The organism is Pseudotenacibaculum haliotis (assembly GCF_042684245.1).
GTDB lineage: Bacteria > Bacteroidota > Bacteroidia > Flavobacteriales > Flavobacteriaceae > Polaribacter > Polaribacter haliotis_A.
This window is the reverse complement of record NZ_JBHULH010000001.1, coordinates 812069-837972: the sequence shown is the minus strand read 5'-3', so window position 1 is coordinate 837972 and position 25904 is coordinate 812069. Positions and strand designations below refer to the sequence as shown.

The following is a 25904-nucleotide window of genomic DNA, read 5'->3' as shown; positions in this document are numbered from 1 at the left end:
CTCTATTTAGCAATGGAATCTTAATGTTTAAAATGCCTAGTCCCGGTCATTACCATAGACACATTATTTTCGTTGCAAAAATCAATACTCAATTGATCTTTAATCGACCCTCCCGGTTGTATAACACTCTTAATTCCTGCATTATGAGCAATCTCTACACAATCTGGAAATGGGAAGAAAGCGTCGCTAGCCATAACTGCTTCATTGAGGTCAAATCCAAAGCTATTAGCTTTTTCAATAGCTTGTCTTAAAGCATCAACTCTACTGGTTTGTCCTGTACCGCTGGCACACAATTGTTTGTTCTTGGCTAAAACAATAGTGTTTGACTTTGTGTGTTTGCAAATTTTGGAAGCAAATAACAAATCTTCTAACTCGCTATCAGAAGGTTTATTGTTGGTTGCATATGTTAAATCTTCTTTTGTGTCTGTTTTGGCATCTTTGTCTTGAACTAACAAGCCATTAAGAGCAGTTCTTACATTCTGTTGAGGAAGAGCAACTTCTTTTTGAATAAGAATAATACGATTCTTTTTTCCTTTCAGAACCTCAATGGCATCATCGTCATAAGAAGGCGCAATCACAACTTCACAAAACAACTTGTGAATTTCATTTGCTGTAGTTTTGTCAATCTTTGAGTTGGCAATTAAGATTCCTCCAAAAGCAGATACAGGATCACCTGCTAAAGCATCAACGTAAGCTTGGTGTATGGTTTCTCTCTGAGCAAAACCACAGGCATTGTTATGTTTTAAAATAGCAAAAGTTGGATTTTCTCCCACAAACTCATTCATTAAGTTTACAGCAGCATCTACATCGAGAAGGTTGTTGTAGCTAAGTTCTTTTCCGTGAAGCTTATCAAACATGGCATCTAAATCGCCAAAGAAGTATCCTCTTTGATGCGGGTTTTCACCATATCGTAAAGTCTTTGAAGTGGTTTCACTAGCCTTATAAACTACTTCATCTTCGTTAAAATAGTTGAAGATAGCCGTATCATAATGTGAAGAAACGTTAAATGATTTGGCTGCAAATCTCTTTCTGTCTGTTAAAGTACTAGTTCCGTTGCTTGCAGTATATAAATCTAGGAACTCTTGGTATTGTTCCATAGAGGAAATGATAAACGTGTCTTTAAAGTTCTTTGCAGCTGCTCTGATTAACGAAATACCACCGATATCTATCTTCTCTACAATGTCTTGTTCTGAAGCACCAGAAGCCACAGTTTTCTCAAAAGGATACAAGTCTACTATGACAAGATCAATCTGAGGAATCTCGTACTCGGCCAATTCAGCTACATCACTTTCATTATCTTGCCTGTTTAAGATACCTCCAAAGACTTTAGGGTGCAAGGTTTTAACTCGTCCCCCTAAAATGGAAGGGTAAGAAGTGATGTCTTCTACTGCTACAACGGGAATCCCTAATTCTTTAATGAATTTTTCGGTTCCTCCTGTAGAATAAATAGTTACGTTGTTTGCGTTAAGTGCTTTAACAATAGGTTCTAAGCCGTCTTTGTGAAATACGGAGATCAGCGCAGATTTGATAGTTTTTACGTCGCTCATGATGTTGTGTTGTTGAGCGCACAAAACTACTAAATGTGTGTTGTTAAAACAATAAGAAACAAAGGTGATTTAAAGAAACTTATTACACTATTGTGAATAAACTTTTCTTCGAAATGAATCTACGAGAATACTGTAATTTCTAATCTCTTTGATCTTTTTGCGTTTTTTGAGGCCAATTCTATATAATAAGGCCTCGGTAAGGGACGTATTTTTCTTCATATTTTGGGGGATATGTTTACTAATGAAGTAAAAATAGCTGAACAGAGGGTGTGTGTCAATACCCAAAAAAGAGGAAATTTTCTTATCCCCCTTTTTGGGGATGACTTAGATTTAAAGGTTTGAAAATCAAAAAAGTATCAATTTGCTACTCTGAGTTCTCTAAAAAATCACGAAACCAATAGGTGAATTTCTCTAATAAAGTTTCCTTTTCTTGAGTCTCTCTAGCGTACCGACTACTATATGTAACGGTGTTTTGGATATCTTCTTTTTTCATTATTAAGGGGAGTTTAATGATTAATAGAAAATTTACTTAACAAACATATCCCAAAAAGAACAAAAAAGCAATACCCTTTATTAATGAATTTTTAATCTAACCTTTTTTAGGGATGCTAATAAAGAGTTGCTACTTGAGCGCAGACAAATTCTAGTAGTTCCTCATCCTGCTCTGTAAAAGGGTTTGAAGTGTGTGAATCAATGTCTATCTGACCAATATTTTCTTCATTGACAAAAATGGGAATTACAATTTCCGATTTTACCTTCCATCCGCAGGAAATGTAATTGTCTTGCTCAGATACATCTTGAACAACAAAGTTTTCATTGCTCACCGCAACTTGTCCACAAATACCTTTTCCAAAAGGTATAATTGTATGTTCTGTTGGTTCGCCGGTAAATTCAGCAAGTTTCAATTCTTCTTTATCTCCATTTCTAAAATAAAACCCAACCCAATCATAATAGGATATCTCCTTTTCTAGAAGATCACAAATGTGTTGTAATTTCTCTCCTTTTGTATTTTCAGATGAAATGATCTCTTTTACAGTATCTTTTAAAAAATTGATGTTCACGATTTTGTTATATTTGTGTTATTGCAAAATTCAAGTAGCAAAATTAAATCAAAATCCTCATGAAAAAGCAAAAGAATATCGTTCTTTTTCTAGTAAAATTTTTTGCTACTTATTTTATATTGTTCGCACTTTATTCTCTTTACTTACAAAAAACGCAACAAAAAGAGGATGTTTTTGTTTGTTCTCCTATCACTACTACGGTTGCAGAGCAAACGGAGTCTGTATTAGCGTTTTTTGGATACGATGCTGCGCATATGCAGCATGAAGATGAAATGTCTGTAAAGTTATTGTTGAATGGTCAGTATACGGCGCGAGTTATAGAGGGGTGTAACTCATTAAGTATTATTATCCTGTTTTTGTCTTTTATCATTGCATTTCCGGGATCGTTAAAATCAACAATACTTTTTGGAACTGTAGGAGGTTTGTTTATTTATGGAATTAACATTCTAAGAATAGCATTCCTAACAGTTATGTTACAAAAGTACCCTGCGCAGCAAGAATTTCTGCATAATTTAGTTTTCCCGGCTATAATATACGGAGCTACTTTTTTGTTGTGGGTCTTATGGGTACACAAGTTTTCAAATTATAAAAAATGAGTAGATCAATAAGAATCGTCGTTACCATTGTCCTTTTCGGGCTCTTATTTTTGGTGAGAGCGTATGAGATGGACTTGTTCTATGATCCCCTGATCGAATATTTTCAAAACGATTATCTCTACAAGACCATTCCTGAGATTGACACTTGGCGTTTGGCTGTAGATATGCTATTTAGGTATACATTAAATACTCTTATTTCATTAGGAATCATCTACATGATATTCTACAATAAGAAATATGTAAAATTCTCAGGATTCCTTTACATGTTTGCTTTTATGATCATGATCATTGTGTTTTCATTGCTCTTAAGAACAAGCTTTGAATCGGGTTATTTGTTCCCGTTCTATATCAGGAGATTTATTGTTCATCCATTATTCTTAATCATCTTATTGCCGGCATTCTTTTACCACAGAAAATTAGTTCGTAAAAAGAATTAACATATTTTTTGAGTTTTTGGTTGTACTTTTGCTGAGATGATGAAAAAGCTTTTTTATAAAATTAGCGCGGTAGCACTCTCATTTATAGTGCTTTTTTCTACGATGTCTTTTACCATAGATAAACATTTTTGTGGTGAGACATTAATAGACGTTGCGTATTTTGGAAAAGCTGACGATTGTGGGATGAAAATGAAGGCTGATCAGCAAAAAATGAAAAAGAAAAAATGCTGTAAAAATGAGACTGAAGTTATAGAATCTCCTACGTTTGATAAAGAGAAGATTACAACGGTTACTCCAGAAAACATCACGTTTGTAATTTATCATCTCTATTCTTACATCAATATATTTCAAGAGATTTCTATTGAGAAAGAGTATTATAAAGATTTCTCACCTCCCGACTTGGAACGTGACATCCAAGTTCTATACGAGACTTTCCTAATTTGATTTTTAATTCATAGTTCACTTATTCATCCAAATATGGATGAAATCGTCTATTAATTAAAAATTAAAACATACCATGAAAAAAATATTGTTTAGCATCATAATGCTAATTCCCACGATCTCGTTCAGTCAACAAGTATTGAAAGGGGTGATCATGGATAAAAGCTACCCAAAAGATAATCAGGGAGTTTTTGGAGCCAATGTGTATTGGTTAAATACGAATGTAGGAACCACTACAAATGAAAAAGGGTCCTTTAGCATTCCTTATAAAAAAGAGTACAAAAAATTGGTGATCAGTTATGTGGGGTACAAAACAGATACGATTACGGTTACAAGCTTAAGCCCTATTCGTCATTACATAATTCCGGAAAACCAATTAGAAGAAGTTCAAATTACAAGTAGAAAACAAGCTACACAGAAATCATTCTTAAAAACAGCAAATGTATTTACAGTAAACAGCGAAGAACTATTAAAAGCTGCCTGTTGTAATCTAGCAGAGAGTTTTGAAACAAACCCGTCTATTGATGTGCATTTTTCTGATGCACTAACGGGTACTAGACAAATTCAAATGTTAGGGTTAAAGAGTCCTTATTTACTGATTACTCAGGAAAATATTCCTTCTATCAGAGGAGCAGCTCAGGTTTTTGGATTGACATTTACCCCCGGAACATGGGTAGAAAGCATTCAGATTACCAAAGGAGCAGGAAGTGTGATCAATGGATATGAGAGTATTTCCGGTCAGATCAATGCAGAATTGGTAAAACCATTAACAGATAAAAGGTTTTTTGTGAATGCTTATGGTTCTTTGGGTGGAAGATTGGAATTAAATACACATTTTAATCAGAAAGTGTCTGATAAATGGCAAACCGGATTATATGTTCACGGGAACTATAGAGGTGAAAAGTTTGATAGAAATGACGATGGTTTTCTAGATAATCCATTAATGAATCAGGTAAATGTGATGAATCGTTGGCAATACATCGACGCCGAAAAAGGATGGGTGAGTTTTATCAACCTAAGGTATATGGACGACTCAAAGCAAACAGGGCAAATTGATTTTGATCCGGATATTGATAGAGGAACAACCAATGCTTGGGGAGGAGAAATAGATACAAAGAGACTTGATGTTTCTACAAAAATAGGGTATGTTTTTCCAGAATTACCTTACCAAAGCTTTGGTTTCCAATTGGCGTATAGTAATCATCAGCAAGATTCTTATTTTGGTTTGAGAGATTACAATATAGAGCATCAGAGTATCTATTCGAATTTGTTGTTTAATTCCATTATTGGAGATACAAGAAATAAGTTTACTACAGGGATTAGCTTTACCCACGATGGGTATGCTGAATTGGTAGAAACCACAAATTATAATAGAGTTGAGAACTCGTTGGGTACTTTTTTCGAGTATGCTTACGACAACTTGGAGAATTTTAGTTTTACTGCCGGATTGCGTGTAGATACGCATAATCTTTTAGGAACTTTTGTAACTCCGAGATTTCATTTTAGATATGTGCCTTGGGAGAAAGCAACATTGCGATTTTCTTTTGGACAAGGAAGAAAAAGTGCTAATATCTTTGCCGAAAATCAACAGTTGTTTTCTAGTTCTAGACAAATCAATGTGCAATCAGCAGGAGGAAAAATCTATGGGTTAGATCCGGAAGTTGCTTGGAATTACGGAGTGTCTTTACTGCAAGGTTTCCGATTGTTTGAAAGAAAAGGAAACATCACCTTTGATTTTTACAGAAGTCATTTTCAAAATCAAGTTGTAGTAGACTGGGAGAACCCTCAGCAAATATCGTTCTATAACCTTGATGGAAGTAGCTATGCAAATAGTTTCCAGTTGGAGGTAAATCATAGTATTGCTGAGTTCTTTAATGTGAGACTTGCCTATAAGTATTACGATATTGAGATCGATTACAATTCAGGAAAATTATCAAAACCATTAACCCCAAATCATCGCTTTTTTGCCAATGTTGGATATGAAACAAAGAAAGGGCTTAAGGGTAATCAATGGAAATTTGATGCGACTTATAACTTTATAGGAGAGCAGCGTTTGCCAAATACTTCGAGTAATCCTGTGCAATACAGATTGCCGGAAAATTCAAACAGTTACAGCTTGTTAAACGCTCAAATAACAAAGGTTTTTTCAAAGAAATTTGAAGTATATATCGGAGGAGAGAACATCACAAACCTAAGACAGAAAAACCCTATCTTAGCAAGTGATAATCCGTTTGGTAACAATTTTGATAGTACAATAATATATGCACCCGTTTTTGGACGAATGTTCTATAGCGGATTACGATTTAAAATAGATTAACAATGAAAAAAGTATTAGTAGTTTTAAGTTTTATGTTACTTGGAGTAACAGCACAAGCACAAAAGAAAAATGCAAAAGTCGCTATTGAGGTAGATGGTGTTTGTATGATGTGTAAGAAGAGAATTGAAAAAGCAGCATTAAATACAAAAGGAGTAAAATTTGCTGTGTGGGATTTAAAAACTCACATGCTTTCATTGGTTATTGATGAAAGAAAAACAAATGTAAAGACGATTCAGAAAAAAATGGCCTCTGTAGGACATGATACCAAAGATATTAAAGCAACTGATAAGGTTTACAACTCAATTGATCCTTGCTGTAAGTATCGCGATAAAAAAGTAGTGGACGCTCATAAAAAAGGAGATGGGCACTAGGCCTTTGGTCAAAACACTTATTCTGTGCTTGTTCTTATGGGGAGCTTGTAAAACAAAAGAGCCACCAAAAGAAGAGCCAATCGTTTCTGAGGCAGTTATTCAAGAAGTATATATCTGTCCAATGGAATGTGAAAACGGAATGAATTATTATATGGAAGGTAAATGTGATATTTGTCACATAAACTTAATACAAAAAGAAAAGCCTTGATTTATCAAGGCTTTTTTTTATTTGATATCGAGAGTTTTCTTAATTGAAATAAGCTTTCCTTCACTTGTGATCCCTTCAAGAAAAATTGATATTGAATTTTGATGATGTACAGGAACTTTTACTTGAGCTCGATCTTTTTTCTTTGATAATTCTATAGAAGGATTCCAGAAAATAGCACCATATTTTTTAAATACCGGAGATCTGTATGAAGAATAGTTAGGGTTGTAGTATTCTTTTTCTGTAGCAAATCCGTTTGGAATAATGTAATCTAAAGTCGCTGTTGGAATCGATATATTCATGTCTTCTCGTTTCTTAGTAAAGATGGTAATACGCCCATTTTCAGTTCTGTTAAAAAACACTTCGTCTATATTGTCTGCTTTAATGTATAATAGTTGTCGAGTACTGGAAGTAATGTCTAGATCATTTAAAAATACCTGAGTAAGCCTAGGAGGGCTACTGCGAGGATTTACGGCCATTAAGGCATTTCTTAGATGGTAATGCTGACGTTCATAAATTAACAATTGAGGATTTCCGTTGTCGGCAAAAGCGAAGCCATCTACTAAAAAACCATTACTCGTTATGATGTCTAGTAAATTAATATGATCACTATAATGATCAGAAATTTTAACTCCTTTTGTATGTCCTAAGGCCACTATAGGTCTGTTATTGAATTGAACATCACTTTTTAATTTAATCTCATCTAAAAGCTCTCTTTCTACAAGAAACTTATTAATATTGATGGCAGTAGTGTCTTCAATTCGTTCGATTTCTTTGCTGGGAGGAATAAAGATTTTCTCTTTCGTTACAGAAGGAGTAAACCTTAGATAACCGTTAGGCTTGATCTCTTTTTTCTTTTTTAAATAACTTAAGATCAGTCGAGAATTCTCTCTTAGGTACAAATGTTTGAACTCATAAGATAGAGATCTCAATTTTTTACTTACGTAAACATTATCATTAGGTGCAATCAAGCTCAGTTTTCCTTTCAATCGTTTTTCAGGAATATTTAATTTTCCTTTGATTGTAATTCCCCTTTCATTCTCAAAAACAGGTTTAGGTGTGTTGTGAAAAACGTTATTCCATTTGTATTTACTCCAACCTTGATTAAGGAGTAGAAGATCTAGGTATTGTAATTTTTGTTTGTTGGTGTTCTGAAAGTAATAGCGAGCATTCTGAATATGACCTCTTACATAGGGTCTTAATAAAATGGAAGCATAAATATTATTGTTAGAGTTATATGCTTTGGTTCCTTCAGGCAAAAAAGAAGCACTTAAATAATAGGAAGCTTTGTCTGTTTCTTTTTTCTGAAATGAGAATGTAATAGAATCATTTGCTATTGCCGATTTGCCAATTGACACCGTTTCAAAAAGATCTTCACTATAATTAAATACAATTCTTTCTGATAAAGGTTTGTTTTCATGATCAAACAAAGTGACGATATTAATTCCTTTTTTGAGTTTTTCCCTTTCAACAAAAAGATCGTAATCTCTGTAGCTTGGGTTTAGTTTGATGGTTTCTAATAAATAAAACTTAGTGTTGTGAATGAGAACTTTTACAGTCCTGTGTTGTGATCTGATAAGAGTGTTGTAGTTGGTCTTTAAAATGATGCGAAGGTATTTGTTGCTACTGCTGCTTACATTGAGAACATAACCTCTTTCTTTGGCTAAAGGAATCTCTTTCTTGATCTTTTCTCCATTTATGGTGAATTCTAAAAAATATTTTTCAGATTTTCTGTAGCTCAGCGAGAACTTTCCATGGCCGAAAAGGTTGGTTTTAAAGCTACCTACATTATTTCCTGTTTCATTTACAACAATGCCATTGTCAACTTTGATTCCCTCATGGTTACTATTCTTGATAACGACTCCCACCATACTTTTTACACCTTCAACCAAGTGTCCTCCTTCTGGAAGAATCTGTACATCATATAAAACTTTTGTCTTCTTTGCTTTTTTATTGAAATTTCGAACGATGTTTATTTTCTGAAGAAAAGTTTGATCCTCTTTGAAGTTTTTCATCCAGTTGGTAGAAGCTTTTAAGTAGTATGTTTTCTTATTGAAAACTGTATCTAGCAAAAAACTTCCTTGTCCTATTCCTTTGTCTATGAATACAAGTTTTCTGGCAATTTCATTTCCTTCTTCATCGTGAATTGTACAGATGAGGTTAGAGGTGATGTCGTTCAGTTTATTTTTATTCTGATCTACAATGTATGCTTTGAACCACACTTCTTCACCTTGCAAAAAGGAAGTTTTGTTCAAATGTAGGTGTGGAATTACTCTAGGAAGATGAAAATACTTCTCATAGATTTCATCAAGCTTAGGCTTGTCTTGAGCGCTAAGATTTACTGATAGAAGAAGTAGAATGATTAAAAATCGTCTTGGTTGCATTGTATAGGTTGGTTATATGTAAAATTGAGCGAAACAATTTTAAGTTAAAATACAACAAGAATAAAGGAATAATGAGTGAAATGGTACTTATAATGAGTAAACTGGATCTGAATGAACGGTAAAAAGAAAGACCCTGTTGAAACTTCAACAGGGTCTTTTTATATTTTTTGATGAGCTTATTACATCATTCCTGGCATTCCACCACCCATTGGAGGCATTCCTGCACCAGGAGCTTCTGGTTCCTTAATGTCTACTAATGCACACTCGGTTGTTAAGATCATACCAGCAACAGAAGCTGCATTTTCTAATGCAACACGAGTTACTTTCTTAGGATCTATAATTCCGGCTTCTAGCATGTCTACATAAGCTTCAGATTTTGCATCATATCCAAAATCTTTCTTTCCTTCTAATACTTTATTGATAACTACAGATCCTTCTCCACCTGCATTTTCAACAATTGTTCTTAGAGGAGCTTCAATAGCTCTGTTTACAATTTGTACTCCGGTTACTTCGTCTAAATTGTCTGTAGTGATTTTTTCTAAAGTTTTCTTAGCTCTTACCAAAGCAACACCACCTCCGGCTACAATACCTTCTTCTACAGCAGCACGAGTTGCATGCAATGCATCATCAACTCTGTCTTTCTTTTCTTTCATCTCTACTTCAGAAGCAGCACCTACGTATAATACGGCTACACCTCCAGCTAATTTAGCTAAACGCTCTTGAAGTTTTTCTTTATCGTAGTCAGAAGTCGTAGTTTCGATCTGAGCTTTGATTTGATTAACTCTTGCTTTGATCGTTTCAGCATCTCCGCTTCCATTTACAATTGTAGTATTGTCTTTGTCAATAGTTACAGTTTCAGCAGTTCCTAAAAGATCTAATGTTGCATTTTCTAAAGAGAAACCTCTTTCTTCAGAAATTACTGTTCCTCCTGTTAAGATTGCGATGTCTTCTAACATAGCTTTTCTACGATCTCCAAATCCTGGAGCTTTTACAGCAGCGATCTTTAATCCTCCTCTTAACTTGTTCACTACTAAAGTAGCTAAAGCTTGTCCTTCTACATCCTCAGCAACAATTAATAAAGGTCTCCCAGATTGAGCAACAGGCTCTAAAATTGGAAGAATCTCTTGAAGATTAGAAATTTTCTTGTCAAACAATAAGATATATGGATTTTCAAGATCAGCAATCATCTTATCAGCATCAGTTACAAAATAAGGAGATAAATAACCTCTGTCAAATTGCATTCCTTCTACTACATCTACGTATGTGTCAGTTCCTTTTGCTTCTTCAACAGTAATAACACCTTCTTTTCCTACTTTACCAAAAGCCGTAGCAATTAGCTCGCCAATTGTACTATCGTTATTTGCAGAAATAGAAGCTACTTGTTGAATTTTTTCAGAAGAATCTCCTACAGCTTTAGCTTGTTTTTCAAGATCGCTTATAATAGCTTTTACAGCTTTGTCGATTCCTCTTTTTAGGTCCATTGGGTTAGCTCCGGCAGCTACGTTCTTTAAACCTTCTTTTACGATTGCTTGTGCTAAAACGGTAGCAGTAGTTGTTCCGTCTCCGGCAATATCGTTGGTTTTTGAAGCTACTTCTTTTACCATTTGAGCCCCCATGTTTTCAAGCTCATCTTCCAATTCAACTTCTTTCGCTACAGAAACCCCATCTTTGGTTACGTTTGGAGCCCCGAAAGATTTTGAAATAATTACGTTTCTTCCTTTAGGTCCTAAGGTAACTTTTACAGCATTTGCCAATGCATCTACACCACGTTTAAGACCGTCTCTTGCTTCTACGTCAAACTTTATATCTTTTGCCATTTTTGTGTTGTTTTAATGAAATTAAATAATTGCTAAAATGTCGCTCTCGCGCATCATTAAATAATCTTTTCCTTCAAATTTTAATTCTGTTCCTGAGTATTTTCCATACAAAACAGTATCTCCAACTTTTACTGTTAAAGGCTCATCTTTTTTTCCGTTTCCTACAGCTACAACAGTTCCTTTTTGAGGCTTTTCTTTGGCTGTGTCTGGAATGATAATACCTGAAGCGGTAGTTGTTTCAGCAGCAGCAGGCTCTACAAGAACTCTATCTGCTAAAGGTTGAATATTTAATCCCATATGATTGATTTGTTGTTTTATTATTAATTATCTGTTTCTGATTAGTCAGAAATTATGCCATTAGAAACAAACTGACATTTTTTCTAAAAGCGGATTTGATACATACAAAAAAATGCCAACGAGTGACACGTTGGCATTTTTTATACTTCTATAACTCCTTACTATTGTAGGCTATCATTTGTAGCCGGTGGAGTCGTATTTGTTGTAGGTGCATTTGTATTTACTTCATTGATTGTATTGTCAATGTTTACACCATTATCATTTCCTCTTGGAATGGCAAAATTTGCTAATAAGATCAAAGCAAACATTGCAATAGCAAGAGTCCAAGTTGTTCTGTCTAAAAAGTTGTTTGTGTTTTGAACACCTCCAATAGATTGTGCTCCACCACCACCGAAAGAAGAAGACAATCCCCCTCCTTTAGGGTTTTGTACCATTACAATTAATATTAATGCTACTGCAATGATCAAGATTAATATTAAAAAGGCCGTGTAACTCATGATTTATTTTTTTGTAAAATTCTGATTCTTTTAATTTGGTCTGCAAAGAAACCACTTTTTTCTGGATATTTCAAACTTAATATTTCGTAAGCCTTTATAGCTTTTGTGAACTTTTTTTGTTCTAAGTAAACTTTAGCTAAAGTCTCAGTCATCAAAGATTTATCTACTTTATTCTTTGGTACGTCTACTTCTATTTTCTCCGACTTGTCAGCTGGGATGATCTTAGGGTTACTTTCTATGAAACGATCTATGATTTTGAACTTATCAAGAGGTTTAGATTCTTGCTTTTCTTCTTTTTTCTCTTCTCTAACAATAGGAGTTTTTACAGATAGTTGAAGCCATTCATTAAATGAGTGTCCTTCCTTTGGGCTGAAATTAATCGGTTTTCCTAAATCTAATTTTTCCTTAGCAACTTCAGGTGTTTCTACGATTTCTTCAAAAACAACAGGTGCTTCCTCTATACGAATTGCAATTTGTTGATGAATATCTGTTTTGTTTTGGAAACTTTCTGAAGTTATAAAATCAAATAAGACAGCTCTGTCATTTGTGTATGCAGCCGTAATCTTTAATTCGTTGTTATAACGAAAGCTATCTTGGTTTTTTAAACCTTTCAGGTATAGGGCTCTTGCCGATTGAAAAAAAGGATATTCTTTGATAATAGATTTTAGTTCTGAAACCTGATTGTCTTTTAACTCCTCAGGTTTAGAAAGTAAACTCTTGTATGTGTCTACAGGCATTACCATTTTCCTATCGATGCATTAAAAATATCTTGAATAATTCGCTCTAGTATTTCGTCAAGTGCAGAGTCTAATACAGCCCCTGTGAGTTGAGAGTTCGCATCAAAGTCTGAGTAAAATGAAAACTGCTTTTCAAAATCATCTTCTTCTTTTAAGCGGTTATAATAACGAACATTCACAGTAATTGTTAATCTGTTTTGTGCAGCTGTTTGTTGAGATGTTGCACTCATTGGATTAACAGTGTATCTTGTAATTTCACCTTCAAAACGTAAGTCACCACCTCTAGGAACTTGTTCCAAATTTGTCTGACGCAAGAAAAGATCCTGCATATCTTGAGTGAAACGTTGACTCAAAGTTGGCTCTACCAAAGAAGCCTGGTTAGGGAAAAAGTCGATTTGTAAGGTTTTGGCATTTCCTACATTTCCGGTGTTGAACTTATAAATGCCACAAGCCGATAAAACAAGACTTGTAAAGAATAGAATAATAAAAGATGATTTTTTCATGTATGTTCAAATGTACAAATTCGCTATAAATTGTATTGTTTGATTTTTCGGTACAAAGTTCGTTCCGAAATTCCCAATTCTTTAGCAGCTAACTTTCTCTTTTTGTGTTTTTCTAATGACCTTTTAATCATCTCGACTTCCTTTTCTTGTAAAGAAAGATTCTCATCTTCTTCAATTGCTTCTACAAAATCGTAATTGCTTTGATTGGTCTGCTCAGGTATTTGTACAACTTCTACCGGGTGAACTTCTTGATTTTGCTCTTGGTATATTTTTTCGATCAATTGATGATTCTCTGCTTGAACTTTTTCGGAGTTTCCATTTTGCATCAGGTCCAACGTTAACTTTTTTAGATCGTTGATGTCGTTTCTCATGTCAAATAAGATCTTGTACATGATATCTCTCTCTGTGGCAAAATCGTTCTTATCTGTATTCTTTCCGATCACAGCAGGTAAATTTCCTGAGTGATTGGGTAAGTATTGACTTAGCTTTTCTCCGGTGATCATTCTGTTTTCTTCAACAACAGAGATCTGCTCGGCAATATTTCTCAATTGACGAATGTTTCCGGGAAAGCGATAATTTAAAAGTAGGTGAGCGGCATTCTCATCCAAACGGATGGTAGGCATTCGGTACTTTTGAGCAAAATCAGCAGCAAACTTTCTGAAAAGTAAATGAATATCCTCATTTCGTTCTCGTAAAGCCGGAAGGTGAATTTCTATAGTACTTAATCTGTAGTAAAGATCTTCTCTGAACTTCTCTTTTGCAATAGCTTCCTGCATCTCGATGTTTGTTGCCGCTACAATACGCACATTGGTTTTTTGTACTTGAGAAGAACCTACTTTGATAAATTCTCCATTTTCCAAAACACGCAACAAACGAACCTGAGTGGTTAAGGGTAGTTCTCCAACTTCATCCAAGAAGATGGTTCCTCCATCAGCAACTTCAAAATATCCTTTTCTTGTAGATGTAGCTCCCGTAAAGGCTCCTTTTTCGTGGCCAAATAATTCGCTGTCTATTGTTCCTTCCGGAATAGCACCACAGTTTACCGCAATGTATTTTGCATGCTTTCTGTGAGAAAGTTGATGAATGATTTTTGGGATGTTTTCTTTTCCAACACCGCTTTCTCCGGTTACCAATACAGAAATGTCGGTAGGAGCAACTCGAACTGCCTTTTCCAAAGCACGATTGAGCTGGATATCATTTCCAATGATACCAAAACGTTGTTTTATAGCTTGTAAGTTTTCCATAGCTTAGTTGTTGTCTGAGTAATCAACAGCGGTACCTAATAAGGTAGTTGAAGTACAATCTTCAATCTTTACATTCACAAAATCACCCATTTTGTAGTGTTCCTTTGGAAATACAACTACTGTATTTTGTGTATTACGTCCTTTCCAATGTGCATCAGATTTTTTTGAAGTTCCTTCAATTAATACCTCTTGAACTTGTCCAACATGTTCTTGAGCTCTATATAAACTGTGCTTTTGTTGTAGGTTGATGACTTCTTGTAAACGACGCTTTTTAATTTCTAATGGAACATCATCTTCCATTTTTTTGGCTGCCAAGGTTCCGGGTCTCTCAGAATACGCAAACATGAATCCAAAACTATATTTTACATGCTCCATTAGTTCTAGAGTATCTTGATGATCTTGTTCTGTCTCTCCACAGAATCCTGTAATCATGTCTTGGCTTAGGGCCATTTCAGGAATGATCTTATAGATGTTATCTACCAATTCCATATACTCTTCACGTGTATGCTGACGGTTCATGGCTTTAAGCATGGCATTGCTTCCACTTTGAACAGGTAAGTGAATGTATTTACAAATGTTTTGATGCTTTGCCATTACATGGATCACATCTAGAGTCATGTCTTGTGGATTGGAAGTAGAAAAGCGAAAACGCATTTTTGGAAACTCCGTTGCACACATGTCTAATAATTGAGCAAAATCTACAGCAGAAGCTTGAGCGAGTTCAGATGCTTTTTTAAAGTCTTTTTTAAGTCCTCCTCCGTACCATAAATAACTATCTACATTTTGACCTAATAAAGTAATTTCTTTAAAGTTCTTTTCTTTCATAGAACGAACTTCTTCTATGATACTCTTAGGGTCACGACTTCTTTCTCTACCTCTGGTAAAAGGAACTACACAAAAAGTGCACATGTTGTCACAGCCGCGAGTAATAGAAACAAAAGCAGAAACTCCATTAGAATTCAAACGAACCGGAGAAACATCTCCATAAGTTTCATCTTTGGATAAGATCACGTTTACAGCATCTCTTCCGGCATCAACTTCTTCAATTAAATTAGGAAGATCTCTGTAGGCATCTGGTCCAACAACTAAATCTACAATCTTCTCTTCTTCCAAGAATTTCTCTTTCAATCGCTCTGCCATACAACCTAAAACCCCAACTTTCATTTTAGGGTTTCGTTTCTTAGCGTGATTGTATTTTTGAAGTCTGTTGCGTACTGTTTGTTCTGCTTTTTCACGTATAGAGCAGGTGTTTACCAATACAAGATCGGCATCGTCTAAGCTTTGTGTAGTATTAAAACCTTGCTCTGAGAGGATGGCTGCAACAATCTCACTATCATTCATATTCATCTGACAGCCATAACTTTCAATAAAAAGCTTTTTGGTATTTCCGTCTCTATGTTCAGTAACAAGGGCTTTCCCTTGTATTTTTTCGTCAATAACTTTCTCTATCTGTTCCATGTTCTCAAATTGGCTACAAAGATACAACCAAAATAGAAAAAATGTGACAAATTGTCAGATGTTTTTTAAAAGTGATTGATTGGACTTTTAATGTTCAGAAAGTATTTTTTCTTCTACATCATACATTTTTAAGCCTTTTCTCAAGTAGAAAAGAGCTTTCATGTAGACTAAAATTTCTCTCCATCTTCTGAAGTAAGAAGATATAAAACTTACCACATAAGAAAAACGCAATGGGAAAACTTGTAATTCAACTCTATCTAACATTCCATTAAGTGTTTCCCATTTTGAAAACTCTTCATGGTTTTCAAAAACATATCTGTTTCTCTTGGAAATACCAGAATGGTGAAACATGTTTTTGTTTACAGCATCATTAAAAACTATCAGAGGCATAATGATTTTTGCTTTGTGTGATTCTGCTGTTGCTGCATCAGATCGAGAAACTTTACCTAGAAAAGGATTAACAAGCAAGAACTGATCTTTCTTACTATTGGTTAGATGAATAACAAAAGTCCATTCTTTTAATTTTCGCTTAAAGAATTTTGGTATAGATTTCAGCTGTTTTTCAAATACAGTAACGGTTCTGTTATTCAATCGCTGTTTGTTTTCAAGTTCATAGTACTGCTGAAGCTTTTCTTCATTCTCTTTCGCATATTGAGAGATAAACTCTTCCTTCTTGTCGAAAAACTCTTTGTTACTTTCTTGAATTTGAAAACCATCTGATTTTGACCAAGAATCACCGGACAATAGAATTTTTAACTCAGAACCTTTCAAATCACCCATGGTTTGGATATTCTCCTTTAATGTATAGGGATCATTAATGTATTTATTGAATTCGATTACATCCTTGTGTAAGTGACAATGGTTTGACGCAAATGGGATGGCGTAGGTTGGTTTTACATTATCCATGAACAATTTAAAAGACCTCGAATAATGCATTACATCATCAAAAACTTTTTCTGAACCTTTGATCTGATAACACACTCTGTCATTAGCTGTGCTATGAGATCGTAAAGCAAAATCAAATTTCCCGTGTTTCTTTTTAATCTGCTCTAAACTTGCCCCGGCTATTTTACAATCGTTGGCATTTAAGATCTTACAATCTGGTGTTTCAATAACTAAAGCAGAGTCATTTAAAAATAGCCCAAACTGGTACGGTGTGATTTTTAGGTCGTTATGTTGAAAAGATTGTCCGTGTTTTAAGACCTTGATGTTTTTAAAACCAAAATCCAATAAATCCTGATAACTTCTTTTGTTAGGTTCTTGATGTGTAACGATCAAAATATCCTTATTTAGAAATTTTTTTAAGGTTAAACCATGCCAATGATCCCAATGTACGTGAGTTATATATATAATGTCAGGATTAAGAGTGTCATGATCTAAATCCTTCACAGGAGGATAATTCCACCAAGATCTCCAGTAACAAGAGCCTGTTAACCATGGATCTACTAGTAAATTACTCTTCTTGGTTTTTACTTGTAAGCACGCGTGTGAATGAATTTTTAACATAACAAATCTTGAACAACGAATGTAAAAATAATACTCATTTGGTAATCTAAAAATGAGCAATAAAAAAAAACTCTATACTTTTGCATTCCAAAATCATCTTCAAAAATAGTTGGTTTTGAAGGTAATTTTAAAGATACATGGCAAAGAATTTAGTGATAGTTGAGTCGCCTGCAAAGGCAAAAACCATAGAAAAATTTTTAGGAAAAGATTTTCAAGTAGAGTCTAGTTTTGGGCATATTGCAGATCTCCCTTCAAAGGAGTTGGGTGTTAATGTAGATGGAGATTTTAAACCAAAATATATAGTCTCTTCAGATAAAAAAGCTGTTGTAAAGAAGTTAAAGGATCTAGCAAAGAAAGCAGAAACAGTTTGGTTGGCAAGTGATGAGGATCGAGAAGGAGAAGCCATTGCATGGCACCTGTCGGAGCAATTGAAATTGAATGAAGAAAATACCAAAAGAATTGTTTTTCACGAGATTACAAAAAAGGCAATACTTCGTGCAGTTGAAAACCCAAGAAACATCAATTACAATTTAGTAAATGCTCAACAAGCGCGTAGAGTATTGGATAGATTGGTAGGATACGAATTATCTCCGGTACTTTGGAGAAAAGTAAAAGGAGGATTATCTGCAGGAAGAGTTCAATCTGTTGCCGTGCGCTTAATTGTAGAAAGAGAAAGAGAAATAGAAAACTTTGTTCCTGTGGTTTCTTACCGTGTGGATGCAGAGTTTGTAAATGAAAATGGTAAAAAGTTCAAAGCTAAGTTGGCTAAGAACTTTACAAATAAAGAAGAAGCAGAATCATTTTTGAATGATTGTATTGGAGCAACTCACGCAGTAGCGGATCTTCAAAAGAAGCCGGCAAAAAAATCTCCAGCTCCACCATTTACAACATCTACCTTACAACAAGAAGCATCTCGTAAGCTAGGTTTTCCGGTAGCCAAAACCATGTTGATGGCTCAAAGACTATATGAAGCCGGGCTTATTACATATATGAGAACAGATAGTGTAAACTTATCTGACGATGCAAAGAATGCTGCTCAAGCAGAGATCGTATCTTCTTATGGCGAATCTTATAGTAAGCCAAGAAACTTCTCTACAAAATCAAAAGGAGCACAAGAAGCTCACGAGGCTATTCGTCCTACTAATATGAATAAGCATAATGTATCTGTAGATTATGATCAGGATCGTTTATATGCATTGATCTGGAGAAGAACCATTGCATCTCAAATGGCAGAAGCACAATTAGAGAGAACGGTAGTGAAGATTAATAATGATAAGAACAACAAGCAGTTTGTAGCAAATGGAGAGGTAATCACTTTTGAAGGGTTTTTAAAAGTGTATTTGGAAGGAACTGATCATGATGATGATGAGCAGGCTGGAATGTTGCCAAAGTTGGAAGTAGGAGAAGATTTAAAGAATGATTCTATTACAGCTACAGAACGTTATTCAAAAGCACCTTATAGATTTACTGAAGCTTCTTTGGTAAAAAGGTTAGAAGAATTGGGTATAGGAAGACCTTCTACCTATGCGCCAACAATTTCTACCATTCAAAGAAGAGAATATATCGCCAAAGGAACTGTTGAGGGATCGGAAAGAAAATATCTTCAATTCACGCTTAAGAATGATAGTGTAACCTCAAAAACACTTTCAGAAAAAGTAGGGTCAGACAAGGGAAAACTTGTTCCTACAGATATAGGGAATATTGTGAATGATTTCTTAGTGAAAAACTTCTCGAATATTTTAGACTTTGGATTTACTGCCAAAGTAGAAACCGAATTTGATGATATCGCAGACGGAAAGGAAGATTGGACTTCTATGATTAAGGAGTTTTATCAAGATTTCCATGTTACTGTAGAAGATGTTGCTGAGAATGCTGAGAGAGCAAAAGGAGAAAGATTGTTAGGGATTGATCCTGAAACAGGAAAGAATGTATATGTTCGTTTAGGGCGATACGGAGCAATGGTTCAGATAGGAGAGGCAACTGATGAGGAGAAGCCAAGGTTTGCGAGTTTACAAGGAGAACAGACAATGAACAATATTACCTATGAGGAAGCTTTAGACCTGTTTAAATTACCTAAAAAAGTAGGTGATTACGAAGGAGATGAAGTTGTAGTGGCTAATGGTCGTTTTGGTCCTTATGTTAGGTTTGGAAAAATGTTTGTTTCCTTAGATAAAGGAGAAAACCCAATGACTGTTGATTTGGATAGAGCTGTTGAGCTAATAGAAGCAAAGAGAAAAGCAGATGCGCCTATCGGGTCTTACCAAGACCTACCTATTCAAAAAGGAGTTGGAAGATTTGGGCCATTTATCAAATGGAACTCTATGTTCATCAACGTTAATAAGAAGTATGACTTTGACAACCTATCTCAGTCAGACATGGAAGAGTTGATAGAAGATAAATTAAAGAAAGAGCGAGAAAAATTGATTCATAATTGGGAAGATGTTGGTATTCGAGTAGAGAAAGCCAGATGGGGAAGATTTAATGTGATCAAAGGAAAAATAAAAGTAGAGCTTCCAAAAACAACTCAAATTCAAGAGATGACAAAAGAAGAAGCGGTGAAATTAATTGAATCAAAGACACCTAAAAAGAAAACTGCAAAAAAGAAATAAGAAATCCTTATATTGCAAGCAGTTTACGAACTTTTTTAAATGAACTCTGACTTTTTATCCCCTATAAAAGATTCTGTAGTTGCACATTCAGTGTTGCTACCTCCCAATAGTTTTGGTAGAACTTTTCTCATACACTCACAAACCGATGGGTTTCCTGATTTGGAGGGTGTTAAGATGGCTATTGTAGGTGTAGAGGAAGATAGAAATACCGAAGATAACTTTGGTAGTGGTAAAGATTTACATCACATCAGAAGGCATTTATATCAATTATTCCCGGGTAATTGGCATACCAAAATTGCTGATCTCGGAAATATTAAAAAAGGAAACAAAACCTCCGATACTCTTTTTGCAGTAACTGAAGTCGTAGCTACTTTGTTAAAAAAAGATATTATTCCAATTATCATTGGAGGTGGGCAGGATACAACTTTTTCTAATTATCGCGCTTATGATGCATTAGAGCAAACGGTAAATTTAGTTGCTGTTGATAGTATGTTTGATCTAGGGACTTTAGATGACGAGTTGTCTTCAAAGTCTTATTTGAGTAAGATTATAATGCAACAGCCAAACAACCTGTTCAATTATAGTAATATTGGGTATCAAACCTATTTTAATTCTCAGGAAGAGATCAATTTGATTCATAGCCTGAATTTTGACGCATACAGGTTAGGAGAAGCAAAGAATTTAGAAATTGTAGAGCCTGTGTTTAGAGATGCTGATATTGTGAGTATAGATATAGGTGTTGTAAGACAAAGTGATGCTCCTGCAAATAATAATGTATCTCCCAACGGTTTCTATGGTGAAGAGATATGCGCAATTGCTCGATATGCAGGGATTAGCGATAAAGTAACTTCATTCGGAATTTACGAGTACAACTCTAAATATGATTCCAATTATCAAACAGCACATTTGATTGCTCAAATGATATGGTACTTTATTGAAGGAGTAAATTTTAGAGCAAAGGATTACCCGTTTAGTACAAAAGAAGATTATCAAAAGTTTACTGTCTTGTTAGAGAATGATGATCCTATCAATTTTTATAAAAGTGATAAGACAGGAAGATGGTGGATGGAGATAAATTTAATAAAGGATAATAAATACAAAAGACACGCGTTAATACCTTGTACCTATCAGGATTATTTGGAAACAACCGAACAGATTATTCCAGAAAGGTGGTTTAAGGCACAAAGAAAAATGGTTTAAATACAAGACAGAGAAAAGATTACGTTAAAAAGCTAGTATTAGATTGTATTTTTACAAAAAAAACTCTAGGTTTACGAACTTTTTTTAGGAAAGACTATAAAATATGAAGAAAGTAGCATTATATGCATTTGTAATAGCCATCTTGTATGGATGTGGTTCTAATGACAGAGGAGAGCTTCTTGGTGTAAGAAGCCAGAAGAAATGGTTTGCTGAAAGGCCTTTTGGTATGGTTTCAATTCCGGGAGGGTCGTTTACTATGGGTAAGCAAGATGAAGATGTTGTTGGTACCATGAGTGCTCCAGCCAGAACCGTTACGGTAAGACCTTTTTATATGGACGAGACTGAGATTACAAACTCAGAATACAAGCAATTCGTTCATTGGGTAAGAGACTCTATTACAAGAACTAAGTTAGCTTACATGGCAGACTTTGCAGGAGGAGGAAATTTAATAGATAGTACAGGAACGTCTAAAGGAGGTGGAATTTATGATTTTGCCTTTGCAGTAATAGATACAACCAATGCTACGGCATACGAGAAATATATGTTCGAGAACTATTATGACATAGGTACAGGTCTAGATTCTCTAAAACCATTAAATTGGGAAAGAGAATTAATTTGGGATACAAGTGAGTATCCAGATGAGTACTATACAGAAGTAATGGATTCTCTTTATATCAAAAAGGATGAAGCTACGAATGGTATTAGAACATTCAATCCTAAGTTTTTAAACTATACCTATTCTTGGTTTGATGGTAAATCAGCTATCAGAGGAGTAGGAGATAGAAAAGAATTTTTAAAGAACGAAACTGTAAACGTTTATCCAGATACAACTGTTTGGGTAAAAGATTTCAACTATTCTTATAACGATCCAATGCACCAAGATTACTTCTTCCATCCGGCCTACGAAGACTATCCGGTTGTTGGAGTAAATTGGTACCAAGCAGAAGCTTTCTGTAATTGGAGAACCAAGTATAAAAATGACAAGGTAAGAGGTAAGAAAGGATCTATCCCTGTACCAAGTTTTAGATTGCCAACAGAAGCAGAATGGGAATATGCTGCCAGAGGAGGTCTAGAATATGCAAAATACCCTTGGGGTCTACACAGTACTACAAGTGACAGAGGATGTTTCTTGGCAAACTTTAAACCTGTAAGAGGAAACTATGCAGTAGATGGAGCTCTGTATACAGTAGAAGCGAAATCATACAATCCAAATGACTATGGTCTATACAACATGGCAGGAAATGTTGCCGAATGGACAAACACTTCATACAATCCGTCATCTTACTACATGGGATCAACAATGAACCCAAATGTTGAAGACCGAAACAACAAAAGAAAAATCATTAGAGGTGGTTCTTGGAAAGATGTAGCATATTTCTTGGAAGTAAGTACAAGAGACTATGAGTATGCAGATACTGCAAGAAGTTACATCGGATTTAGAACTGTCCAAAACTCCCTAGGGAAATTAAGATCACAAACAAATAATTAACACTAACCCCCAAAACAATTTAATTATGGCACAATCAAAATCTACAAAGAAATTATTTAACATGGCTTACGGTATCGGAGCTGCAATTGTAATTTTAGGAGCACTATTTAAGATTATGCACTTTAGCATTGGACCTATCACCGGAGGTATGATGCTTACAATTGGTATGGCTGTAGAAGCTTTAGTATTTGCTATTTCTGCATTCGAACCTGTTGAAGACGATTTAGACTGGACAAAAGTTTATCCAGAATTAGGAGATGAAGATGGAGAAGCTTCAGGTGCACAAGGAATGTTATCCCAAAAGTTAGATAATTTATTAAAAGAAGCTCAAGTTGATACTGACTTGATGAATAGCCTAGGACAAAGTATTAAGAATTTCCACAATGCAGCAGAAGGATTAAGTGTTGCTTCAGAATCAATTTCTACAACTTCAAAGTATAACGAGCAAGTAGAAAGAGCTGCATCTCAAATGGAATCATTAAACGGTTTGTACCAAGTACAAATGGAAAATGCAAATAAACAATCAGAGATCAATAATGCAATGATCCAAAACTCTGAGAGATTACAAGAGCAAATGGAATCGTTAGCGAGTAACCTTTCTTCTTTGAACGGAGTGTATGGTGGAATGCTATCTGCAATGTCTAGCAAGTAATTAGTTCATTTATTGTTTAACTCAAAAAACTAATTCACATGGCAGGAGGAAAATTATCCCCAAGGCAAAAGATGATTAACTTAATGTACCTAGTTTTCATTGCAATGTTAGCAATGCAAATGGATAAGAAGGTATTATCATCTTTTGGTTTTATGAAAGAAAAGATCGAAGATACTAACAACGCTGCGACAACAAATATTCAAAATATCTTAGCGAATTTAAGCACAAAGGCTACAGATCAGCCGGATAAATTCGGAACCTTGAATAACAAAGCAAAGCAGATTAATGGTTTATCTGTAGATCTGTATAACTTTATAGGAACTTTTAAAGATTCAATCTTGGCTGATACAGACCCAGAGGACTATGATCAGTATGAGTCTATGAGTAGTGCAGATAGAGTAGATGCAATGTTATTTGCAGGAGAAGGAAATACTCCTTTAGGAGACGAATTTTTAGGAAAAATCAATGACTATAGAACTAAGGTTTTAGGAATTTTAGGAAATGGAGCAAATCCTGATTTGATAACAAACATCAACAAAAGATTTGACACAAGTCCTCAAAAAGCAAAAGAAGAAGGTTCACCAGATATTCCATGGATTCGTAGCCGTTACGAAGGAATGCCAATGATTACTACCTTGGCTAACTTAACCCAAATTCAAGGAGATGTTAAGAATACAGAAGCTGAAATCTATACAAACCTTTTAGGAGGTCAGTTAGAAAGCGAAGTATCTTTAACAAACTATAAAGGAATTGTTGCCTTAGACAAGAATGCATACTTTGCTGGAGAGAAAGTAACCGGTAAAATTGTATTAGGTCGTTACGATGCAACATTAAAACCAGAAAAAGTAGTTTTAAACGGAAGAGATTATAAAAAGATCGATGCTGGTCAAGTATTGGTAGACATCCCTGCAGGAAGTGTAGGAAGTCACGATATTAAAGGAAAGATCACTTTTACGCAAGATGGTAAACCAATCGACGTACCATTTGAGAGTTCTTACTCTGTAATTGCTGAGCCAAGCGAAGCAGTAATCTCTGCTGATAAAATGAATGTAGTATATCGTGGATTGGATAACCCAATTTCGATATCTGTTCCAGGAGTAGGAGACAAAGATATTTCTCCAAGTGTTCCAGGAAATAATAAATTAACAAGAACAGGTTTAGGAAAATATGTTTTAAATCCAGGTTCAGGAAACGAAGTAAAGATCAATGTGTCTGCTAAATTAAGTAGTGGTAAAACGATCAATACTCCAAAGGTTTTCAGAATTAAAGATATTCCGGCAGCAGCAGGAACAGTTCGTGGAGATTTTGGTGTAGTTCCAATGCCTAAGTCAAGTTTAAACAATACTCCAATTGCGGCAGACTTACCTGATTTCGTATTTGACTTAAAGTTAGAAGTTCAAGGATTTACAGTAAAAGTTCCTGGACAGTTAGCAGTAAAAGTAAACGGAAGTAAGTTTGATGCTAGAGCTAAAAAAGCATTAGCAAAAGCAAGAAGAGGAGACGTAATTACTATTTTTGATATCAAGGCTGTTGAAAGTAAAAAGAGAACACCAATCAAAAAAGTATTACCTGTAAGTATACAGATTACAAATTAGAAGATAAAATTAGTGTAGTATGATTAGGAAGCATTTTTATACAGTTGTTATTGCCCTTTTAGCATCAGGTTACATGGGTGCGCAGGCCAATTTGTTAAATGCGACTCAAGTAGATCAAATTGGAAAAAAAACAGCTGAGAAGATCGCGGCAGATAACGATGCGCCTTTGGCATATGGTTTTATAGATGATCGTGATATCTTATGGTCTAAAGTAGTATGGGAATTTGTAGATTTAAATCAGAAAATCAATCTTCCGTATTATTTCCCAATCGATACTACGAATATCTCTAACGATAGACGTTCACTTTTTGACACGCTTTTAAAAGCCGTTAGAAAAGGAGATATCGAAAATGTATATTCAGATTCATTCTTTACTTCTAAAGTAACCAAAGCTGAGATCGATGAGAAGTTGATCAATGTTCGTACGAGTGGAAATTTTGCAGATACTTTCAGAATTCAAACTCAAGATATCGAAGGATACATGATCAAAGGAATGTGGTATTTCGACAAGCGTCAAGGAGAGTTAAAATACAGACTTTTAGCAATTGCCCCAATGGGGAAAGACGTTTTAACTTTAGGATTACCTGATATTGAAGACGATGAATTGTATGAATTATTCTGGATCTTCTATCCTGAAGCTAGAGAAGTATTACACGATGCAAAGGTATTCAACCCTAAAAATGCATCTCAGCCTATCTCATTTGACCATTTATTAAATGCGAGAAGATTTAGTTCTGTGATCATCAGAGAAGAGAATATCTATGGTAACAGAAAGATTGCAGATTACATTCGTGGAAATGCATTGTTCCAGTTATTGGAAGCTGATAGAATTAAAGAAAATATCAGAGATAGAGAAATTGATATGTGGAATTACTAATTCTACATACATAATATAAAAAAAAGCGTCTCGAAATTCGAGACGCTTTTTTGTTAAAACAGTA

At 34.9% G+C, this 25904-nt stretch carries 23 protein-coding genes; 12 read left to right on the top strand and 11 right to left on the bottom strand.

Annotation, left to right across the window (positions count from 1 at the left end; all coding sequences use genetic code 11):
* Positions 1-20 precede the first annotated feature (20 nt).
* Both purH and ACFSRZ_RS04040 read right to left on the bottom strand, forming a co-directional pair.
* On the bottom strand, positions 21-1547 hold the full coding sequence (gene purH, locus ACFSRZ_RS04045; protein WP_379665236.1) for a bifunctional phosphoribosylaminoimidazolecarboxamide formyltransferase/IMP cyclohydrolase: 1527 nt from the start codon (positions 1545-1547) through the stop codon (positions 21-23).
* 608 nt (positions 1548-2155) lie between these two features.
* Complete coding sequence (locus ACFSRZ_RS04040) at positions 2156-2608, bottom strand: GAF domain-containing protein (protein WP_379665235.1); 453 nt, start codon at positions 2606-2608, stop codon at positions 2156-2158.
* Positions 2609-2667: 59 nt separating this feature from the next.
* On the opposite strand from ACFSRZ_RS04040, the gene xrtF reads away from it, so the two are divergent.
* The 6 genes from xrtF to ACFSRZ_RS04010 all read left to right on the top strand — a co-directional run bounded on the left by xrtF (position 2668) and on the right by ACFSRZ_RS04010 (position 6978).
* Positions 2668-3204 carry an exosortase family protein XrtF gene (xrtF, locus tag ACFSRZ_RS04035; RefSeq protein ID WP_379665234.1) on the top strand — a complete coding sequence of 179 codons (537 nt, stop codon included), beginning with the start codon at positions 2668-2670 and terminating at the stop codon, positions 3202-3204.
* Entirely contained in the window at positions 3201-3641 is a 441-nt protein-coding gene (locus ACFSRZ_RS04030; protein WP_379665233.1) for an exosortase F system-associated membrane protein, read from the top strand. The genes xrtF and ACFSRZ_RS04030 overlap by 4 nt, the downstream gene beginning before the upstream one ends.
* Before the next feature lie 36 nt (positions 3642-3677).
* Positions 3678-4085, top strand: coding sequence for an HYC_CC_PP family protein (locus ACFSRZ_RS16615; RefSeq protein ID WP_449301475.1), 408 nt, complete (start codon positions 3678-3680; stop codon positions 4083-4085).
* A gap of 73 nt (positions 4086-4158) precedes the next feature.
* Positions 4159-6399 carry a TonB-dependent receptor gene (locus ACFSRZ_RS04020; RefSeq protein WP_379665231.1) on the top strand — a complete coding sequence of 747 codons (2241 nt, stop codon included), beginning with the start codon at positions 4159-4161 and terminating at the stop codon, positions 6397-6399.
* Positions 6400-6401: 2 nt separating this feature from the next.
* Positions 6402-6770 (top strand): heavy-metal-associated domain-containing protein, encoded by a 369-nt coding sequence (locus ACFSRZ_RS04015; protein WP_379665230.1) that lies wholly within the window; start codon positions 6402-6404, stop codon positions 6768-6770.
* Positions 6760-6978: a hypothetical protein gene (locus tag ACFSRZ_RS04010; protein WP_379665229.1), complete on the top strand. Its 219-nt coding sequence runs from the start codon at positions 6760-6762 to the stop codon at positions 6976-6978. Before ACFSRZ_RS04015 ends, ACFSRZ_RS04010 begins: the two co-directional genes overlap by 11 nt.
* A 17-nt stretch (positions 6979-6995) precedes the next feature.
* Here ACFSRZ_RS04010 and ACFSRZ_RS04005 read toward each other — a convergent pair whose 3' ends face one another.
* The 9 genes from ACFSRZ_RS04005 to ACFSRZ_RS03965 all read right to left on the bottom strand — a co-directional run bounded on the left by ACFSRZ_RS04005 (position 6996) and on the right by ACFSRZ_RS03965 (position 17418).
* Complete coding sequence (locus ACFSRZ_RS04005) at positions 6996-9359, bottom strand: hypothetical protein (protein ID WP_379665228.1); 2364 nt, start codon at positions 9357-9359, stop codon at positions 6996-6998.
* Positions 9360-9538: 179 nt separating this feature from the next.
* The gene (gene groL / locus ACFSRZ_RS04000) at positions 9539-11176 is read right to left on the bottom strand and encodes a chaperonin GroEL (protein WP_379665227.1); all 1638 of its coding nucleotides are present in this window, start codon (positions 11174-11176) and stop codon (positions 9539-9541) included.
* Between the two features lie 21 nt (positions 11177-11197).
* A complete protein-coding gene (locus ACFSRZ_RS03995) occupies positions 11198-11473 on the bottom strand; it encodes a co-chaperone GroES (RefSeq protein WP_379665226.1) in 276 nt (91 codons plus the stop codon).
* 161 nt (positions 11474-11634) lie between these two features.
* Positions 11635-11970 (bottom strand): preprotein translocase subunit SecG, encoded by a 336-nt coding sequence (gene secG / locus ACFSRZ_RS03990; RefSeq protein WP_379665225.1) that lies wholly within the window; start codon positions 11968-11970, stop codon positions 11635-11637.
* Positions 11967-12707, bottom strand: coding sequence for a hypothetical protein (locus tag ACFSRZ_RS03985; protein ID WP_379665224.1), 741 nt, complete (start codon positions 12705-12707; stop codon positions 11967-11969). The genes secG and ACFSRZ_RS03985 overlap by 4 nt, the downstream gene beginning before the upstream one ends.
* Positions 12707-13210, bottom strand: coding sequence for an LptE family protein (locus ACFSRZ_RS03980; RefSeq protein WP_379665223.1), 504 nt, complete (start codon positions 13208-13210; stop codon positions 12707-12709). Before ACFSRZ_RS03980 ends, ACFSRZ_RS03985 begins: the two co-directional genes overlap by 1 nt.
* Before the next feature lie 23 nt (positions 13211-13233).
* Positions 13234-14454 (bottom strand): sigma 54-interacting transcriptional regulator, encoded by a 1221-nt coding sequence (locus tag ACFSRZ_RS03975; protein ID WP_379665222.1) that lies wholly within the window; start codon positions 14452-14454, stop codon positions 13234-13236.
* Positions 14455-14457: 3 nt separating this feature from the next.
* A complete protein-coding gene (gene miaB / locus ACFSRZ_RS03970) occupies positions 14458-15912 on the bottom strand; it encodes a tRNA (N6-isopentenyl adenosine(37)-C2)-methylthiotransferase MiaB (protein WP_379665221.1) in 1455 nt (484 codons plus the stop codon).
* Between the two features lie 87 nt (positions 15913-15999).
* Complete coding sequence (locus ACFSRZ_RS03965) at positions 16000-17418, bottom strand: MBL fold metallo-hydrolase (protein ID WP_379665220.1); 1419 nt, start codon at positions 17416-17418, stop codon at positions 16000-16002.
* 137 nt (positions 17419-17555) lie between these two features.
* Between ACFSRZ_RS03965 and topA the strand changes: the two genes are divergently transcribed.
* From topA to porN, 6 genes are all read left to right on the top strand, one after another.
* Complete coding sequence (topA, locus tag ACFSRZ_RS03960; RefSeq protein WP_379665219.1) at positions 17556-20027, top strand: type I DNA topoisomerase; 2472 nt, start codon at positions 17556-17558, stop codon at positions 20025-20027.
* A 39-nt stretch (positions 20028-20066) separates the two neighbouring features.
* The gene (locus ACFSRZ_RS03955) at positions 20067-21227 is read left to right on the top strand and encodes a formimidoylglutamase (protein ID WP_379665218.1); all 1161 of its coding nucleotides are present in this window, start codon (positions 20067-20069) and stop codon (positions 21225-21227) included.
* A 103-nt stretch (positions 21228-21330) separates the two neighbouring features.
* Positions 21331-22716, top strand: a complete 1386-nt coding sequence (gene porK / locus ACFSRZ_RS03950) for a T9SS ring complex lipoprotein PorK/GldK (RefSeq protein WP_379665217.1) — start codon at positions 21331-21333, stop codon at positions 22714-22716.
* A 25-nt stretch (positions 22717-22741) separates the two neighbouring features.
* Positions 22742-23368: a type IX secretion system motor protein PorL/GldL gene (porL, locus tag ACFSRZ_RS03945; RefSeq protein ID WP_379665216.1), complete on the top strand. Its 627-nt coding sequence runs from the start codon at positions 22742-22744 to the stop codon at positions 23366-23368.
* A gap of 38 nt (positions 23369-23406) precedes the next feature.
* Complete coding sequence (gene porM / locus ACFSRZ_RS03940; protein WP_379665215.1) at positions 23407-24963, top strand: type IX secretion system motor protein PorM/GldM; 1557 nt, start codon at positions 23407-23409, stop codon at positions 24961-24963.
* 19 nt (positions 24964-24982) lie between these two features.
* Positions 24983-25840, top strand: coding sequence for a type IX secretion system ring subunit PorN/GldN (gene porN, locus ACFSRZ_RS03935; protein ID WP_379665214.1), 858 nt, complete (start codon positions 24983-24985; stop codon positions 25838-25840).
* Positions 25841-25904 lie beyond the last annotated feature (64 nt).

Coding starts and splice junctions, on each gene's coding strand:
- groL (WP_379665227.1), bottom strand. CDS start 11,176: ATGGCAAAAGATATAAAGTTTGACGTAGAAGCAAGAGACGGTCTTAAA.
- ACFSRZ_RS04015 (WP_379665230.1), top strand. CDS start 6,402: ATGAAAAAAGTATTAGTAGTTTTAAGTTTTATGTTACTTGGAGTAACA.
- ACFSRZ_RS04030 (WP_379665233.1), top strand. CDS start 3,201: ATGAGTAGATCAATAAGAATCGTCGTTACCATTGTCCTTTTCGGGCTC.
- purH (WP_379665236.1), bottom strand. CDS start 1,547: ATGAGCGACGTAAAAACTATCAAATCTGCGCTGATCTCCGTATTTCAC.
- ACFSRZ_RS03955 (WP_379665218.1), top strand. CDS start 20,067: ATGAACTCTGACTTTTTATCCCCTATAAAAGATTCTGTAGTTGCACAT.
- porK (WP_379665217.1), top strand. CDS start 21,331: ATGAAGAAAGTAGCATTATATGCATTTGTAATAGCCATCTTGTATGGA.
- miaB (WP_379665221.1), bottom strand. CDS start 15,912: ATGGAACAGATAGAGAAAGTTATTGACGAAAAAATACAAGGGAAAGCC.
- ACFSRZ_RS04005 (WP_379665228.1), bottom strand. CDS start 9,359: ATGCAACCAAGACGATTTTTAATCATTCTACTTCTTCTATCAGTAAAT.
- porN (WP_379665214.1), top strand. CDS start 24,983: ATGATTAGGAAGCATTTTTATACAGTTGTTATTGCCCTTTTAGCATCA.
- ACFSRZ_RS03995 (WP_379665226.1), bottom strand. CDS start 11,473: ATGGGATTAAATATTCAACCTTTAGCAGATAGAGTTCTTGTAGAGCCT.
- ACFSRZ_RS03975 (WP_379665222.1), bottom strand. CDS start 14,454: ATGGAAAACTTACAAGCTATAAAACAACGTTTTGGTATCATTGGAAAT.
- ACFSRZ_RS03985 (WP_379665224.1), bottom strand. CDS start 12,707: ATGCCTGTAGACACATACAAGAGTTTACTTTCTAAACCTGAGGAGTTA.
- topA (WP_379665219.1), top strand. CDS start 17,556: ATGGCAAAGAATTTAGTGATAGTTGAGTCGCCTGCAAAGGCAAAAACC.
- ACFSRZ_RS04020 (WP_379665231.1), top strand. CDS start 4,159: ATGAAAAAAATATTGTTTAGCATCATAATGCTAATTCCCACGATCTCG.
- ACFSRZ_RS03980 (WP_379665223.1), bottom strand. CDS start 13,210: ATGAAAAAATCATCTTTTATTATTCTATTCTTTACAAGTCTTGTTTTA.
- secG (WP_379665225.1), bottom strand. CDS start 11,970: ATGAGTTACACGGCCTTTTTAATATTAATCTTGATCATTGCAGTAGCA.
- porM (WP_379665215.1), top strand. CDS start 23,407: ATGGCAGGAGGAAAATTATCCCCAAGGCAAAAGATGATTAACTTAATG.
- porL (WP_379665216.1), top strand. CDS start 22,742: ATGGCACAATCAAAATCTACAAAGAAATTATTTAACATGGCTTACGGT.
- ACFSRZ_RS04010 (WP_379665229.1), top strand. CDS start 6,760: ATGGGCACTAGGCCTTTGGTCAAAACACTTATTCTGTGCTTGTTCTTA.
- ACFSRZ_RS16615 (WP_449301475.1), top strand. CDS start 3,678: ATGATGAAAAAGCTTTTTTATAAAATTAGCGCGGTAGCACTCTCATTT.
- xrtF (WP_379665234.1), top strand. CDS start 2,668: ATGAAAAAGCAAAAGAATATCGTTCTTTTTCTAGTAAAATTTTTTGCT.
- ACFSRZ_RS03965 (WP_379665220.1), bottom strand. CDS start 17,418: ATGTTAAAAATTCATTCACACGCGTGCTTACAAGTAAAAACCAAGAAG.